Annotated in this window: 13 protein-coding genes; 8 read left to right on the forward strand and 5 right to left on the reverse strand. The window is 66.4% G+C overall.

Going from position 1 to position 13,479, the window contains the following annotated elements; all coding sequences use genetic code 11:
* The first annotated feature begins 24 nt into the window (after positions 1-24).
* Positions 25-1,374 carry an oxygen-independent coproporphyrinogen III oxidase gene (hemN, locus tag ODR01_RS06485; protein WP_316976793.1) on the forward strand — a complete coding sequence of 450 codons (1,350 nt, stop codon included), beginning with the start codon at positions 25-27 and terminating at the stop codon, positions 1,372-1,374.
* Positions 1,375-1,377: 3 nt separating this feature from the next.
* Here hemN and ODR01_RS06490 read toward each other — a convergent pair whose 3' ends face one another.
* From ODR01_RS06490 to ODR01_RS06500, 3 genes are read right to left on the reverse strand one after another with little or no spacing between them, the layout of a single operon-like run.
* The gene (locus ODR01_RS06490; protein WP_316976794.1) at positions 1,378-2,931 is read right to left on the reverse strand and encodes an amidohydrolase family protein; all 1,554 of its coding nucleotides are present in this window, start codon (positions 2,929-2,931) and stop codon (positions 1,378-1,380) included.
* A 20-nt stretch (positions 2,932-2,951) separates the two neighbouring features.
* Complete coding sequence (locus ODR01_RS06495) at positions 2,952-3,620, reverse strand: O-methyltransferase (RefSeq protein WP_316976795.1); 669 nt, start codon at positions 3,618-3,620, stop codon at positions 2,952-2,954.
* 20 nt (positions 3,621-3,640) lie between these two features.
* Positions 3,641-4,624, reverse strand: coding sequence for a mitochondrial fission ELM1 family protein (locus ODR01_RS06500; protein ID WP_316976796.1), 984 nt, complete (start codon positions 4,622-4,624; stop codon positions 3,641-3,643).
* A 300-nt stretch (positions 4,625-4,924) separates the two neighbouring features.
* Between ODR01_RS06500 and ODR01_RS06505 the strand changes: the two genes are divergently transcribed.
* The 5 genes from ODR01_RS06505 (at position 4,925) to ODR01_RS06525 (ending at position 9,149) form a co-directional block, all read left to right on the forward strand.
* Positions 4,925-5,926 carry a TRAP transporter substrate-binding protein gene (locus tag ODR01_RS06505; protein WP_316976797.1) on the forward strand — a complete coding sequence of 334 codons (1,002 nt, stop codon included), beginning with the start codon at positions 4,925-4,927 and terminating at the stop codon, positions 5,924-5,926.
* 34 nt (positions 5,927-5,960) lie between these two features.
* Entirely contained in the window at positions 5,961-6,512 is a 552-nt protein-coding gene (locus tag ODR01_RS06510; protein ID WP_316976798.1) for a TRAP transporter small permease, read from the forward strand.
* Positions 6,509-7,909, forward strand: a complete 1,401-nt coding sequence (locus tag ODR01_RS06515) for a TRAP transporter large permease (protein WP_316976799.1) — start codon at positions 6,509-6,511, stop codon at positions 7,907-7,909. The genes ODR01_RS06510 and ODR01_RS06515 overlap by 4 nt, the downstream gene beginning before the upstream one ends.
* Positions 7,910-7,928: 19 nt before the next feature.
* Positions 7,929-8,357 carry a universal stress protein gene (locus tag ODR01_RS06520; protein ID WP_316976800.1) on the forward strand — a complete coding sequence of 143 codons (429 nt, stop codon included), beginning with the start codon at positions 7,929-7,931 and terminating at the stop codon, positions 8,355-8,357.
* 105 nt (positions 8,358-8,462) lie between these two features.
* Positions 8,463-9,149, forward strand: coding sequence for an orotate phosphoribosyltransferase (locus tag ODR01_RS06525; protein ID WP_316976801.1), 687 nt, complete (start codon positions 8,463-8,465; stop codon positions 9,147-9,149).
* On the opposite strand, the gene ODR01_RS06530 is transcribed toward ODR01_RS06525, so the two are convergent.
* Both ODR01_RS06530 and ODR01_RS06535 read right to left on the reverse strand, forming a co-directional pair.
* Positions 9,146-10,603 carry a sensor histidine kinase gene (locus tag ODR01_RS06530; RefSeq protein ID WP_316976802.1) on the reverse strand — a complete coding sequence of 486 codons (1,458 nt, stop codon included), beginning with the start codon at positions 10,601-10,603 and terminating at the stop codon, positions 9,146-9,148. The genes ODR01_RS06525 and ODR01_RS06530 overlap by 4 nt on opposite strands.
* Positions 10,600-11,337: a response regulator gene (locus tag ODR01_RS06535; protein WP_316976803.1), complete on the reverse strand. Its 738-nt coding sequence runs from the start codon at positions 11,335-11,337 to the stop codon at positions 10,600-10,602. The genes ODR01_RS06530 and ODR01_RS06535 overlap by 4 nt, the downstream gene beginning before the upstream one ends.
* 176 nt (positions 11,338-11,513) lie before the next feature.
* On the opposite strand from ODR01_RS06535, the gene ODR01_RS06540 reads away from it, so the two are divergent.
* Positions 11,514-12,260, forward strand: a complete 747-nt coding sequence (locus ODR01_RS06540) for a hypothetical protein (RefSeq protein WP_316976804.1) — start codon at positions 11,514-11,516, stop codon at positions 12,258-12,260.
* Between the two features lie 200 nt (positions 12,261-12,460).
* On the forward strand, positions 12,461-13,450 hold the full coding sequence (locus ODR01_RS06545) for a tripartite tricarboxylate transporter substrate binding protein (RefSeq protein WP_316976805.1): 990 nt from the start codon (positions 12,461-12,463) through the stop codon (positions 13,448-13,450).
* The last annotated feature ends 29 nt before the right edge of the window (positions 13,451-13,479 follow it).

Genomic DNA, 13,479 nt, shown 5'->3' on the forward strand with positions numbered 1-13,479 from the left:
AGAGACGGAGCGAGCCGACCCGACATGACCGCAGACCTTGCCTCGCGTTACGACCAGCGGGTTCCCCGCTACACCAGCTATCCCACCGCCCCGCATTTCACCGACGGGATCGGGCCCGACGACTATGCCGCGTGGCTGGGGGGGCTCGATGCGACGCGGGCGCTGTCGCTCTATTTCCATATCCCGTTCTGCGATTCGATGTGCTGGTTCTGCGGTTGCTATACGAAAATCGTCAAACAATACAAACCGATCGCCAGCTATCTTGAAGTGTTGATCAAGGAAATCGAAGAGGTGGCCGACCGTCTGCCGGCCCGCTTTCCGGCCCGCCACCTGCATTGGGGCGGCGGCAGCCCGACGCTACTGACGGGGGCCGACTGGATGCGCACGCTGGAGCGCATCCGGGCCCGCTTCGACGTCGCCGCCGACGCCGAGGTTGCGGTCGAGATGGACCCTCGCGACACCACCGAGGACTACGTGCGCGACCTCGCCGCGGCCGGCGTCAACCGGGCCAGCATCGGGGTGCAGGATTTCGATCCCGAGGTGCAGAAGGCGATCAACCGCGACCAGCCTTACGACGTGACCCGGCGGGTGGTCGAGTGGCTGCGCCGCCACGGCATCGGCAGCCTCAACATGGACCTGATGTACGGCCTGCCGCACCAGACGGTGGCCCGCGTCGAGGCGATGGTCGAAAAGGCGCTGACGCTGGAGCCCCAGCGGGTGGCCCTGTTCGGCTATGCCCACGTGCCGTGGATGAAGGCCCACCAGAAGCTGATCGACGAGGCCGCCCTGCCGGACACGGTGGAACGCTGGCGGCAATTCACCGCCGCCTCGGCGCGCCTGATCGCCGCCGGCTACGTCGCCGTCGGGCTCGACCATTTCGCCAGGCCCGACGATGCCCTGGCGGTGGCCCTCGGCAAGGGGCGGCTGCACCGCAACTTCCAGGGCTACACGGTGGACGACGCGGCGGTCCTGCTGGGCTTCGGGGCGTCGGCCATCGGCTCGCTGCCCCAGGGCTACGTGCAGAACGTCTCGCCGCTCAAGGACTACGCGCGGGCCATCGAGGGCGGCACCCTGGCCACCGGGCGCGGTGTCGCGCTCAGCGCCGACGACCGCCTGCGCGCCGAGATCATCGAGCGGCTGATGTGCGATCTGGCGGTCGACCTCGACGACGTCGCCCGCAAGCACGGCGCATCGGCCGGCGGTTTCGGGACCGAACTGGCCGGGCTGACGCCGTTGCGGGCCGACGGCATCGTCGTCCTCGACGGGCGCAGGATCGCCCTGACCGAGGCCGGCCGGCCGTTCGTGCGCCTCGTTGCCGCCGCCTTCGACACCTACCTGCAAACGGGGCAGGCCCGCCATTCGAAGGCAGTTTAGGCCTCAGCGCCGGCCGTTCATCAGGTAGAAGGGCTGGCTGACGTCCAGGTGCTTCAGCATGGCGTTGTGCCAGCGCTGATGGTGCGGCATCAGGCGCTTCATGGCGTCGGCATCCTTGGCGGCGGCCGGCGACACCCCCCTGTCGCAGAAGGCCCTGACCTCGCGGAAAAGGGCGTCGACGTCGTAGTCGACGAACCGGCGGTCCTCGACCACCACCCGGCCGCCGACGACGACGGTGCGCACCTGCGTGCCCTTGGCGCGATGGACGACGAGTTCGGGGATGTCGATGCCGGGCTTCACCCAGGGGTCGGTCATCATCTCGTCGATGTCGAGGACGATGGCGTCGGCGAACTGTCCGGGCGCCAGGGCCCCCAATTGGCCTTCGAAGCCAAGGACACGCGCCCCGTTGAGGGTGGCGATCCGGATGACGTCCCGTGCGCTCAGGGGCGGCGTGTTTTCCAGGTCGAACCCCCCTACCCTGTGCACCTTGTGCATCATGCGCATTTCCATGAACGGGTCGTCATCGTCGTTGATCGACTTGTCGTCGACGCCCATGGCGACGTTCACCCCCGCCTTCAGGAATTCGTAGACCGGCGCGATGCCGTTGCGGACATGGAAGTTGCAGCTGGGGTGGTTGGAGACCGAGGCGTCGCGTCGGGCCAGCAGCGCGATGTCCTTTTCGTCGACCCAGATGGCGTGCCCGTAGGTGATGTTGCGATCGACCAGGCCCAGGTCGTCGAGGTAGGCCAGCAGCGACTTGCCGTGCTTCATCAGGCCGTAGGCCCGCTGGTGGGGGGTTTGCAGCGTGTGGATATGCAGCGGGATGCCGCCCAGTTCGTCGGCCCTGGCCTTGATGCGCCGCAGAAGGTCCGGCGTCACCCCGTGGGCCCAGCTGGGCGACAGGAAAATATGATGGACGTCGGAATTGTGCTCGGCGTAGAGCGCCTCGAACAGCTCGAGATACTGCTCGCCGACGGCCTGGCTGTCATAGGCGGTGAACGGCTCGGCCAGGGCCCTGAGGTCGGGCGGCAGCGATTGCAGGAATTCGCGCTCGTCGCAGGCGAAGCGGTTGATGTTGCGCACGGCCGGCGAATAGGCCAGCCGGATGCCGGTCTCCTTGTAGCGGGCGATGCCGGCGCGGGCCTGGGCCAGGGCCTTGGCCCCCATGTTGTCCCAGCCGTTGTGATGAACCGTGGTGAAGCCCATGCGCAGGTGGCGGATGGCGGTCAGCGGGCAGGCCAGTTCCTGCGGCAGGGCGACCCGCCACGGCCAGTCGAGGATCATGTTCTCCAGATAGTCGAAGAATACCCCGGCCTGGATGCGGCTGAGCCCGTGTCCATGGCTGTGGGCATCGATCAGGCCGGGCATCACCAGATGCGAACCGTCGCCGATGACCCGGGCCTGCGGATGCCGCCTGGCGAGGTCGGCGAAGGGGCCGGTTTCGGCGACGCGCTGACCCGCGATCAGCACGCCCCCATCCTCGATCAGGCCGCAGCCGTCCCTGGCGGCGTCGGTGATGACGTAACGGCCGCGCAGAAGCAGCGACGTGGTGGGCATGGCGTTTTCCTTTCTTGCCGTCAGGCGCGTTTGCGGGCCAGCGTCAGGCCGTCCCCGATCGGCACCAGGCTGAGGCTGACCCGGGAATCGGCATGGAGGCGGGCGTTGAAATCGCGCAGGGCAGCCACGGTTTCGTCGCCGGTGATTGCCGGATCGGCGACCTCGCCGCCCCACAGCACGTTGTCGATGGCGATCAGGCCGCCCGGCCTCAGCAGAACCAGCGCCTTTTCGTAATAGGCCATATAGTTCGCCTTGTCGGCGTCGATGAAGACCAGATCGAAGCGGGACGCACCGCCGCCGGCGATGAGGGAATCAAGGGTATCCAGGGCCGGCGCCAGCCGAAGGTCGATCCTGGCGGCGATACCGGCCTCGGCCCAGTGGCGGCGGGCCACCGCCGCCGACTCCTCGTCGATGTCGCAGCAGATCAGCCGGCCGTCCTCGGGCAGGGCCAGGGCCATCCACAAGGCGCTGTAGCCGGTGAAGGTGCCGACCTCGATGGCTTGGCGAACCCCCATCAATTCCACCAGCAGGGCCAGGAACTGGCCCTGCTCGGGGGTCAGCAGCATGCCGGCCCGGGGAAACCGTTGGGTCTCCTCGCGCAGGTGGGCGAGGATGGCGGGCTGGCGCAGCGAAACCGAGCGGATGTAATCGAACAGGCGGTCATCGAAGAGGATGGTCTGGCGGGCCATGGGGTCTCCTGTTCAAGCGTCTAAGCCCCGAAACGGCGGCGGATCTCCTGGGCGATGTCGATGGCGGTATTGAGCGGCGGGTGCGTCCAGGCCTCCAGGCTGTCGGCCAGCGGCCGGGCGAAGCCGCCCTGGAACAGTTCGGCGTGCAGCTTGGCCAGCTTGAACGGCGTCAGCGCCTTGGGCGCATAGATGTAGACCGGCCCCGGGGTGGCGCAGGCCTCGGAGGCCATGGAGGCGGAATCCCCCGTCACCACCACGGCGTCGGCCAGCGCCAGGAAGCCGAAATACGGGTTGTCGCCGGCGTCGCCCCAGCGGAACGCGAAATGCGGCACCGTGATTTCCTCGAACAGCGGTCCCTCGGCCTCGCCGGTACGCCGGCTGGTGGTGATCAGAAGCGAGCCGCCGGCCCTGGCGGCCATCGCCGACACCGTGCGCCCCATGTCGCGGGCCATCTCGGCGCTGAAGGTCCGGCGCTTCGACGAGCCGCCGACAATGACAGCGATCCACGGATGCGGCAGATGGTCGAAGCGGCCCTGCCATTGGCCCGCCGCCTCGGCCAGTTTGGCCGGGGTGACGCGGTGCGGCGCGCCGGTGACCTCGATCAGGTTGGGGCGCGGCCCGATGGAATCGTGGCGCGGCGCGGCGATGAGGTCGAATTCGTCGGCGCCGGCGTCGCCCGGATACATGATCTGCACCAGCACCGCCTGGCCGGCGCTGTCCTTCTTGATCTTGCGCGCGACCGGCGCCGTGCGCCGGCCGGCGGCGATGACCAGGTCCGGCCACGGCGCCACCAGATTGACGCGGCTGCTGGCGGTCAGTCCGGCGAACGACGCCCCGACGAAGAAATTGGGCAGCGCTGCCGCCGGCGTGTAGGCGAGTTCCTGAACCTGGAAGCGCAGGCCCAGGGCTTCCGCCACGCCGAGAACCTGGCTGCGGTTGCCCGCGCGGTCGTCGAGAAGGGCCCAGACGGCGGGATTGGCGGGGATCTGGCGGGGGCTGGTCATGGCGCCGAGTAAAGGGGCAGCCGCCGGCCGGGTCAAGCCCGATCGCCGCCATCGCGAAGGGGCGGCGGCCCGTCCGCAGGGGCAAGTCCGATTCCGGGTATCCACGCCAAAATGCGGCTCCTTTGGGTTGATCGTATGCAACCATCATTTATTTCTGTTATAAATTGGGTGGGTATTTCAAAACCTAAAAAGCCAAGAGACGCCAAAAGCCGTCAAAAATGGTGAGCGTCCGAGAAGGTCGAGGCAACACGCAGGCCGCGAGAGCGGCTTGGCAACTGGGACATCAGGGAGACTTTAATCATGCGTTTCCTCACCATTACGGCCGCATCGGTCGCCGCGGCGGCCTTCGTGCTGACGACGCCCGTCGCCCAGGCGGCGGGTCCGATCGTCATCAAGTTTTCGCACGTGGTCGCCGAGAACACGCCCAAGGGCCAGATGGCCAACAAATTCAAGGAACTGGTCGAACAACGCCTGCCCGGCAAGGTCAAGGTCGAGGTCTTCCCGAACACGCAGCTGTTCGACGACGACGCGGTGCTGTCGGCCATGCTGCTGGGTGACGTCCAACTGGCCGCGCCGTCGCTTTCCAAGTTCGACAAGTACACCAGCCAGCTTCCCGTGTTCGACCTGCCGTTCCTGTTCAAGGATATGGCGGCAGCCGATCGCTTCCAGCAGGGCCCGGCCGGTCAGAAGCTGCTCATGTCGATGGAAAAGAAGGGGCTGATCGGCCTCGGCTATCTCCACAACGGCTTGAAACAGCTTTCCGCCAACAAGCCACTCAGGACCCCCGCCGACGCCAAGGGGCAGAAATTCCGGATTCAGCAGTCCGACGTTCTCGCCGCGCAGTTCGAGGCGGTCGGCGCGGTTCCCCTGAAAAAGGCCTTCTCCGAGGTCTTCACCCTGCTGCAGACCCGTGCCGTCGACGGTCAGGAGAACACCTGGTCCAACATCTACTCGCAGAAGTTCCACGAGGTGCAAAGCTACATCACCGAATCCAACCACGGCCTGATCGATTACATGGTGGTGACCAGCGCGTCCTTCTGGAACGGCCTGCCGGCGGACATCCGCGGCGAGGTCAAGAAGGCGCTCGACGAATCCATCGCCCATGGCAACAAAGTGGCTATGGAGAAGGTAATGGGCGACCGGAAGAAGGTTGCCGACTCCGGGCGCACCCAGATCATCCAGTTGACGGACGCCGAGCGCGCCCAATGGGTCGAGGCCATGAAGCCGGTGTGGAAGAAGTTCGAGAAGGACATCGGCAAGGACCTGATCGAGGCCGCTGCAGCTTCGAACTCCGGAAGCTGAACGTCGTTTCAATCCCCGAAGGATCGCTAAGCCGATGCTCAAACGCATCGTCGACCGTCTGGAGGAGGGAGTGATCTCCCTCCTCCTGGTCGGCATGACCTTGCTGGTCTTCTACGAGGTCATCCTCAGGTTCGTCTTCAACACGGGGCTCGGGTGGATCCAGGAGGTGACGCTGCTCACCTCGGCGTGGATGGTTCTTATCGGCGCCTCGTACGGCATCAAGGTCGGCTGCCATATCGGCGTCGATGCCGTGGTGCGCCTGATCCCCTCCGGGCCACGCCGATGGGTCAGCATCGTGGCCACCGTCCTCGCCCTCGCCTATTGCGGGATCTTCATCTACGGGTCCTGGATCTACCTGAGCAAGATGTACCTCATCGGCATCCACCTCCAGGATGTCCCGGTTCCCCGGTGGATCGCCCATTCGTTCCTGTTGATCGGGTTCGTCCTTCTCGCCTTTCGACTCCTGCAACTCCTGTGGGCGTTCATTCTTGGCAAGGCGAGCGGGTTCCGGCTGGCCAACGAGGTGGCCGACGCGTTGAAAGACGTTGTAGAGGACGGCGGCGTGGCCGAAAGGCGGGAACCATGACCACCGTCGTCCTGTTCGTCCTGTTGTTCGTCTGCATGATTCTGGGCATGCCGGTGGCCATCGCGCTGGGATTGTCCAGCGTCGTGACGATCCTGTTCTTTTCCAATGATTCGCTCGCTTCCATCGCGCTCAAGCTGATGGAGGCGGTATCGGTCCACTACACGCTATTGGCCATTCCATTCTTCATCCTGTCCTCGGCCTTTCTCTCGACCGGCGGCGTGGCGCGCCGGTTGATCCGCTTCGCCATCGCCGTCGTCGGGCACATCCGCGGCGGCTTCGCCATGGCTTCGGTGCTGGCCTGCATGCTGTTCGCGGCGGTGTCCGGATCGTCGCCGGCGACGGTGGCGGCCATCGGCTCGATCGCCATCGTCGGTATGGTCAAGTCCGGCTATCCCCAAAGCTTCGCCGCCGGGGTCATCTGCAACGCCGGGACGCTGGGCATCCTGATCCCGCCCTCCATCGTCATGCTGGTGTACGCCGCGGCCACGGAGGTTTCGGCCGCCCGCATGTTCATGGCCGGATTCATCCCCGGCATCATGCTGGGCTGCATGCTGATGCTGGCCATCTATGTTGCCGCCGTCATCAAGAAGCTGCCGGCGCAGGAATGGGCCGGATTCCGCGAAGTTTTCGCTTCCGGATTCAGCGCCTCGGGCGGCATTCTGCTGATCGTCATCGTGTTGGGGTCCATCTACGGCGGCGTCGCCAGCCCGACCGAAGCGGCCGCCATTTCCGCCGTCTACGCCTACGGAGTCGCGGTCATGGGATACCGCGATATCGGGCCGCTCAAGGGCGTTCCCTGGCGGCAGGCCGACGAATCCGCGATCCGACAGGTCTCGCGAAACCTGCTTCAGATGGCGTGGGCGGTGCCGCGCTCGGTCACCGACGCCGAGGTCCGGCGGGTGGTGATGGACGGCGCCAAGGTCAGCATCATGCTGCTGTTCATCATCGCCAACGCCATGTTGTTCGCCCACGTGCTGACGACCGAGCGCATCCCGCACGCCATCGCCGCCGTCATCACCGGATGGGGACTGCCGGCGTGGGGATTCCTCATCGTCGTCAACATCCTGCTGCTGATCGCCGGCAACTTCATGGAGCCGTCGGCCATCCTGCTGATCATGGCGCCGATCCTGTTTCCCATCGCCGTCCAACTGGGGATCGATCCCATCCATCTCGGCATCATCATGGTGGTGAACATGGAGATCGGCATGATTACGCCGCCGGTCGGGCTCAACCTGTTCGTCACCGCCGGCATCACCGGGCAGACCATCCTGTGGGTGATCAAGGCGGCATTTCCCTGGCTCACCGTCCTTCTGGTCTTTCTGGTCATCATCACCTACGTGCCGGATATTTCGCTGTTCCTGCCCGAATACATCGACCGACTGAAGGGTTACAAATAGGCGGAAGCGGGAGGCGCCCATGTACAAGAGAATTCTCTTCAGCGTCGATCTCAACGACGATGCCTCGTGGCAGAAGGCCCTGCCGGCGGCGCTGCAGCACTGCCAGGCGTTCGATGCCGACCTCCACATACTGACCGTGGTGCCCGAGCTGCCGATGGGAGTGGTCAATCTCTATTTCGCCGACGATGCCGGGGCGCGCCTGGTCAAGGCGGCCAAGGAGGATCTGGCCGACTTCGTCGAGAAGCGCGTCCCGATCGGTTTCCGCGTCAAGCGGCACGTGGCGCACGGCACCATCTACACCTGCATCCTCGATACCGCCGAGGCCATCGACGCCGACCTCATCATCATGGCCTCGCACCGGCCGGCCATGCGCGACTATCTGCTGGGCCCCAATGCCGCCCGCGTGGTCCGTCATTCCACCCGCTCGGTGCTGGTGGTGCGGGCCTGACGATCCCTCCCCGGCCCACTCGCCGGGGATTGCGTCTTGCCGGTCTTGCCACTACAAAGCGGCGACGGCGGGTTGACGCCGCCAGCCACCGATTCCGGAGGACCGATGCCCTCGCCCGCTTCCGCATCCGCGGCCCGTTTCGGCCGCCCGACCGCCCGCATCCTGCTCGACATCAAGGCCGTCAACTTCCGGCCGGCCGAGCCCTACAAGCTGACTTCCGGCTGGATGAGCCCGGTCTACATCGACTGCCGCAAGGTCATCTCGTTCACCGAAGAGAGGCGACGCATCGTCGCCATGGCGGTGGAAAAGCTGGGCGAGGCGATGGGTTGGCCGGCGGTCGACATGGTGGCCGGCGGCGAGACGGCGGGCATTCCGTACGCCGCCTGGATCGCCGAGGCGGTGTCGCTGCCCATGCTCTACGTGCGCAAAAAACCGAAGGGCTTCGGCCGCGACGCCCAGATCGAGGGCGACCTTGCCGACGGCCGCCGCGTGCTGCTGGTCGAGGACCTGGCCACCGACGGCGCCAGCAAACTAACCTTCGTCAACGCGCTGCGCACCGCCGGCGCCGCCGTCGGCGACGCCTTCGTCGTCTTCTTCTACGGGGTGTTCGCCGGCGCCGAGGCCGACCTTGCCAAGGAGGGCGTGCGCCTTCACTACCTGGCCACCTGGCAAGATGTGCTCGCCGAGGCCGAGGCGGGCGGCGACTTTCCGGCCGAAACCATCGCGGGCGTGCGCGAATTCCTGGCCGATCCGGTCGGCTGGTCGGCGGCGCGCGGCGGCCGCGCGGCCTAGGCCGCCGGCAGCGTCACCACCGCCCGCAGGCCGCCTTCCTCGCGGTTTTCCAGCGTCACCTCGCCGCCGTGGGCGCGCACGATGGTGCGCACCACGGCCAAGCCAAGGCCGACCCCGCCGGTCTCGCGGCTGCGCGAGCCTTCGACGCGGTAGAAGGCGGTGAACACCTTTTCCAGTTCGGCCGGCGGAATGCCCGGCCCGTCGTCCTCGACGGTGACGACGACGGCCTCGCTTGCCGGCTTCAGGGCCACGCGCGCGGTCCCGCCGTACTTGATGGCATTGTCGATGAGGTTGCCGAAGGTGCGCTTGAGGCCCATCGGCGCCCCGTTGAAGGAAAACCGCCGTTCGCCGGTATAGCTGGCCGTATGGCCGGCATCGACGGCGGCGTCGCACAGGCTTTGCAGAAGATCGGCGAGGTCGAGCGGCACCTGCTTTTCGCCGGCCGCGTCTTCGCGCGCGAAGGACAGCGTGGCGGCGATCATCGCCTCCATCTCCGCCAGATCGCCCAGCATCTTGCGGCGCTGCTCGTCGTCCTCGACGAATTCGGCGCGCAGCCGCATGCGGGTGATGGGGGTGCGCAGGTCGTGCGATATGGCCGCCAGCATGCGCGTGCGGTCCTCGATGAAGCTGCGCAGCCGCGTCTGCATCTCGTTGAAGGCGCGGGCCGCGCGGTGCACCTCGCGCGGGCCGCGCTCGTCGAGCGGCGGCGCGTTGACGTCGCGGCCCAGCCGTTCGGCGGCGCGGGTGAAGAAGGCGAGCGGCGCCGCGGCCTGCCATACCGCCCACACCGAGATGGCGATGACGGCCAGCGTCGCCGCCAGCATCGGCACCAGGATGCTGGACGACCAGAACGGCCGGATGACCAGGGGCGGCGCGAAGAAGTTGAGCCAGCTGCCGTCGGCAAGTCTCAGCGACAGGACCATGATGGGCTGGGGCAGGCCCGGCGGTCCGCCGAACGCGGGGCCCCGATTCGGGCCGAAGCCGCGACCGAAGTGATTCCACATCCCGTCCCTGCCGCCCCGGACGCCGCGGTCGGGGCGGTCGTTTTCGCCGTCGTCGATGATGGGAGGACTGCCGGGGTCGGCAACCGACACCCGCACCCGCTCCTCGCCGCCTTTTCCCAGTTCCTCGACGACGGCGTCGCGCACGCTGAGCGCCCAGGGATCGGCGGTCTTGCCGGCGGCCACGGGGGCGTTGCGGGTCCAGGTGACGCGCAGGCCGGGGCCGCGGCGGATGTCGCGGACGAAGGGCCGGCGCTCCTCGATGGGCAGTTCGTCGACGATCTGGGCCAGCGAGGTGATGCGCTCGGCCACCTGGGTGGCCAGCGAAGAGGACAGCGTGTGCGATCGCTCGGTCCAATAGAAGGCGAAGCCGACGAGGTTGGAGATCATGAGGCCGAGCAGCAGGACGATGACCGTGCGCCCGACGATGCTGGAAGGCCAGCCGTACCTCATGGGGTTTCCACCGCCGGCGTGAAGACGTAGCCGCCGCCGCGCACCGTCTTGATCATCTGCGGATTGGCGGGGTCGGCCTCGATCTTGCGGCGCAGCCGGCTGACCTGGACGTCGATGGCCCGGTCGAACGGCTGGGAATCGCGGCCGCGCGCCAGATCCAGCAGCTGATCGCGGCTGAGTACCCGCTGCGGCCGCGACACGAAGGCGGCGAGAAGCTCGTACTCGCCGCCGCTGAGCTCCACGCGCACGCCGTCGGGCGAAGTCAGCTCGCGCGAGTCCAGATTGAAGTTCCAGCCGGCGAAGGCGACGACGGTTTCGCCCTCGCCGTCGGCGATGGTCCTGGCCGCGCGTCGGCCCGGCTGGGCGTCGGCCCGGCGCAGCACCGCCTTGATGCGGGCCAGCAGCTCGCGCGGATTGAACGGTTTGGGCAGATAGTCGTCGGCCCCCATTTCGAGGCCGATGATGCGGTCGGTCTCTTCGCCCATGGCGGTCAGCATGATCACCGGCACGGCGGACGAGGAGCGCAGGTTGCGGCACAGCGTCAGCCCGTCCTCGCCCGGCAGCATGAGGTCCAGCACGATCAGGTCGATGGCCCAGTCGGCCAGGACCTTGGCCATTTCGCGGCCGTCGGGCGCGGTGGTCACCCGATAGCCGTGCTTGCCGAGAAAGCGGCCCAGGAGGTCGCGGATCTCGCGGTCGTCGTCGACGACAAGGATGTGCGGCGAACTTTCCATGGCGGCGACTATAGCCTCGGGCGCGCCGGCTGTGACGGAAAATCCGTTACCGACTGTATCGCCCCGCCGTCTTGAAATGTTCGGTTACAAAAAACCCGGTGTTGGGACATCCGCCGGTTACAGAGCGGCGGTCTAATGGGGGCAATCGAGATCACCGCTGCCCAATGGAGAACATCATGAAACGCTTTCCGCTTCGCTTTGCCGTCCTTGTCGCCCTGCCGGTCGCCTTCGGTCTGGCGGGTGTCGCCTATGCGGCTTCCGACGACACCCCTCCCCCGCCTTACGGTTTTTACGGTCCCGGCATGGGCATGGGTCCCGGCATGGGCATGGGTCCCGGCATGGGACCGGGCGTCCGCGGCGCCTACTGGGCCGACGCCAACCATGACGGCACGCTGACCGTCGAGGAGGTCAAGACCTTCCTCGAGGCCCGCCACGACCGGCCCGGTTTCGAAAACCTCAAGGTCGGCACCATCAAGGAGAAGGATGCCAATACCCTGACCGCCGAGATCGTCACCGCCGAAGGCGCGCTGGTGCGCACCATGGAATTTCCGCGCAAGGTCGATGCGACCCTCGTCAACGCGCCTGGCCGTGACGGCTTTGGCCCAGGCATGCGCGGCGGGCGCGGCGGCTGGGGCCGCGGTTTCGGGCACGGCCGGCAGGCCGGTTTCGATGGCTTCGGCTTCGGCTTCGGCTCCGGCCCCGGTATGCACGCCGGCCTGATGGCCGACGGCGAGCTTTCGGTCGCCGAGGTCAAGGGCCTGATGGAGCGCCACCTGACCATGTGGAACAACCCCAACCTCAAGGTCGGCGACGTCAAGGAGAAGGGTGCCCTGATTTCCGCCGACATCGTCACCAAGGACGGATCGCTGGTCCAGCACATGGAGTTCGACCGCAAGAGCGGTTTCCCCGTCCAAAGCCGCTAACCCCATTCCTCCCCCACTCTGACTGATGCCTGCCGGCCCCTTGCGGGGCCGGCTTTTTTTATGGTGCGTAGCCACGGTGTCGGGCGAGCGAAAATCCCTAACGGGATTGAAACCGGGAGATGCCATTGATAGGGTGGAAGGTATAAAAAAAGAGCAAGATCGACCCTCGATCCATAGGGAACAGCTTCCACGGAGAGACAATGAAAACCTCCAATCCGCACACCGCCGCCATTCATTCGCTGGTCGCGGTCCTCGCGATCCTTTCCGTTTCCCTTGTCACCCATTCAGCCATCGGCGCCGACAAGTTCCCCGAGAAGCCGATCCAATTCATGATTCCGTTCGATCCGGGCGGGCAGTCGGATACCGCCGTCATTCTCATGCGTTCCGGCCTGGAGGAGAAACTCGGCGTCGATGTCGTCGCCCAGCACCGTCCGGGCGGCGGCGGGGCCGTCGGCTGGACCATGCTGGCCCGCGAAAAGGCGGACGGCCACACGATGGCGGTGACCAACCTCCCCCACATCATCGTGCAGCCGCTGATGACCAAGGGCGTCCAGTACAAGACCGAGGAACTGGCTCCGGTCTATCTGTACGCGTCCTCTCCGGGCGGCATCGCCGTGCTCAAGAGCGACGATCGTTTCAAGACGCTCAAGGATCTCGTCGACTTCGCCAAGGCCAACCCGGCCAAGCTGTCCATCGGCGGCACCGGCAAGTTCACCGGCAACCACCTGGGCTACCTGCAATTCGCCCAGATGGCCGGTATCGACGCCAGCTATGTCAGCTTCAACGGCGCGGCGCCGCAAACGGCGGCCCTGCTTGGCAGCCACGTCATGGCCATCTATGGCGATACGTTCATCTTCTCCGACAAGAAGGCGGAACTGCGGGTTCTCGCCGTCGCCACCGAAAAGCGCCTGGCCGATTTTCCCGACGCCCCGACCTTCAAGGAACTGGGCATCGATCTGGTGGGCGGCATCGACCGCGGGGTCACGGTTCCGGCCGGAACGCCCAAGGAGCGGATCAAGGTCCTGGCCGACGCCATCCGCCATGCGACCGCCAAGAAGGAATTCATCGACGGCATGCGGAAGCTGGGTTTCGACTTGTTCAACCTCGGCCCGGAAGAGTTTGCCGCCTTCATCGACAAGCGCAAGCAGCAGTACGTGAAGGTTCTCAAGGACAACGGCTTCCTGAAGTAGGCCGGCTTTCATTCGGGGCGGCGCCAGGC

The sequence above is a fragment of the Shumkonia mesophila genome (genome assembly GCF_026163695.1).
Classification (GTDB): Bacteria; Pseudomonadota; Alphaproteobacteria; order Rhodospirillales; family Shumkoniaceae; genus Shumkonia; species Shumkonia mesophila.

What these genes read in the sequence shown, in the direction of transcription:
- hemN (WP_316976793.1), top strand. Translation starts at nt 25, where the DNA reads ATGACCGCAGACCTTGCCTCGCGTTACGACCAGCGGGTTCCCCGCTAC.
- ODR01_RS06490 (WP_316976794.1), bottom strand. Translation starts at nt 2,931, where the DNA reads ATGCCCACCACGTCGCTGCTTCTGCGCGGCCGTTACGTCATCACCGAC.
- ODR01_RS06495 (WP_316976795.1), bottom strand. Translation starts at nt 3,620, where the DNA reads ATGGCCCGCCAGACCATCCTCTTCGATGACCGCCTGTTCGATTACATC.
- ODR01_RS06500 (WP_316976796.1), bottom strand. Translation starts at nt 4,624, where the DNA reads ATGACCAGCCCCCGCCAGATCCCCGCCAATCCCGCCGTCTGGGCCCTT.
- ODR01_RS06505 (WP_316976797.1), top strand. Translation starts at nt 4,925, where the DNA reads ATGCGTTTCCTCACCATTACGGCCGCATCGGTCGCCGCGGCGGCCTTC.
- ODR01_RS06510 (WP_316976798.1), top strand. Translation starts at nt 5,961, where the DNA reads ATGCTCAAACGCATCGTCGACCGTCTGGAGGAGGGAGTGATCTCCCTC.
- ODR01_RS06515 (WP_316976799.1), top strand. Translation starts at nt 6,509, where the DNA reads ATGACCACCGTCGTCCTGTTCGTCCTGTTGTTCGTCTGCATGATTCTG.
- ODR01_RS06520 (WP_316976800.1), top strand. Translation starts at nt 7,929, where the DNA reads ATGTACAAGAGAATTCTCTTCAGCGTCGATCTCAACGACGATGCCTCG.
- ODR01_RS06525 (WP_316976801.1), top strand. Translation starts at nt 8,463, where the DNA reads ATGCCCTCGCCCGCTTCCGCATCCGCGGCCCGTTTCGGCCGCCCGACC.
- ODR01_RS06530 (WP_316976802.1), bottom strand. Translation starts at nt 10,603, where the DNA reads ATGAGGTACGGCTGGCCTTCCAGCATCGTCGGGCGCACGGTCATCGTC.
- ODR01_RS06535 (WP_316976803.1), bottom strand. Translation starts at nt 11,337, where the DNA reads ATGGAAAGTTCGCCGCACATCCTTGTCGTCGACGACGACCGCGAGATC.
- ODR01_RS06540 (WP_316976804.1), top strand. Translation starts at nt 11,514, where the DNA reads ATGAAACGCTTTCCGCTTCGCTTTGCCGTCCTTGTCGCCCTGCCGGTC.
- ODR01_RS06545 (WP_316976805.1), top strand. Translation starts at nt 12,461, where the DNA reads ATGAAAACCTCCAATCCGCACACCGCCGCCATTCATTCGCTGGTCGCG.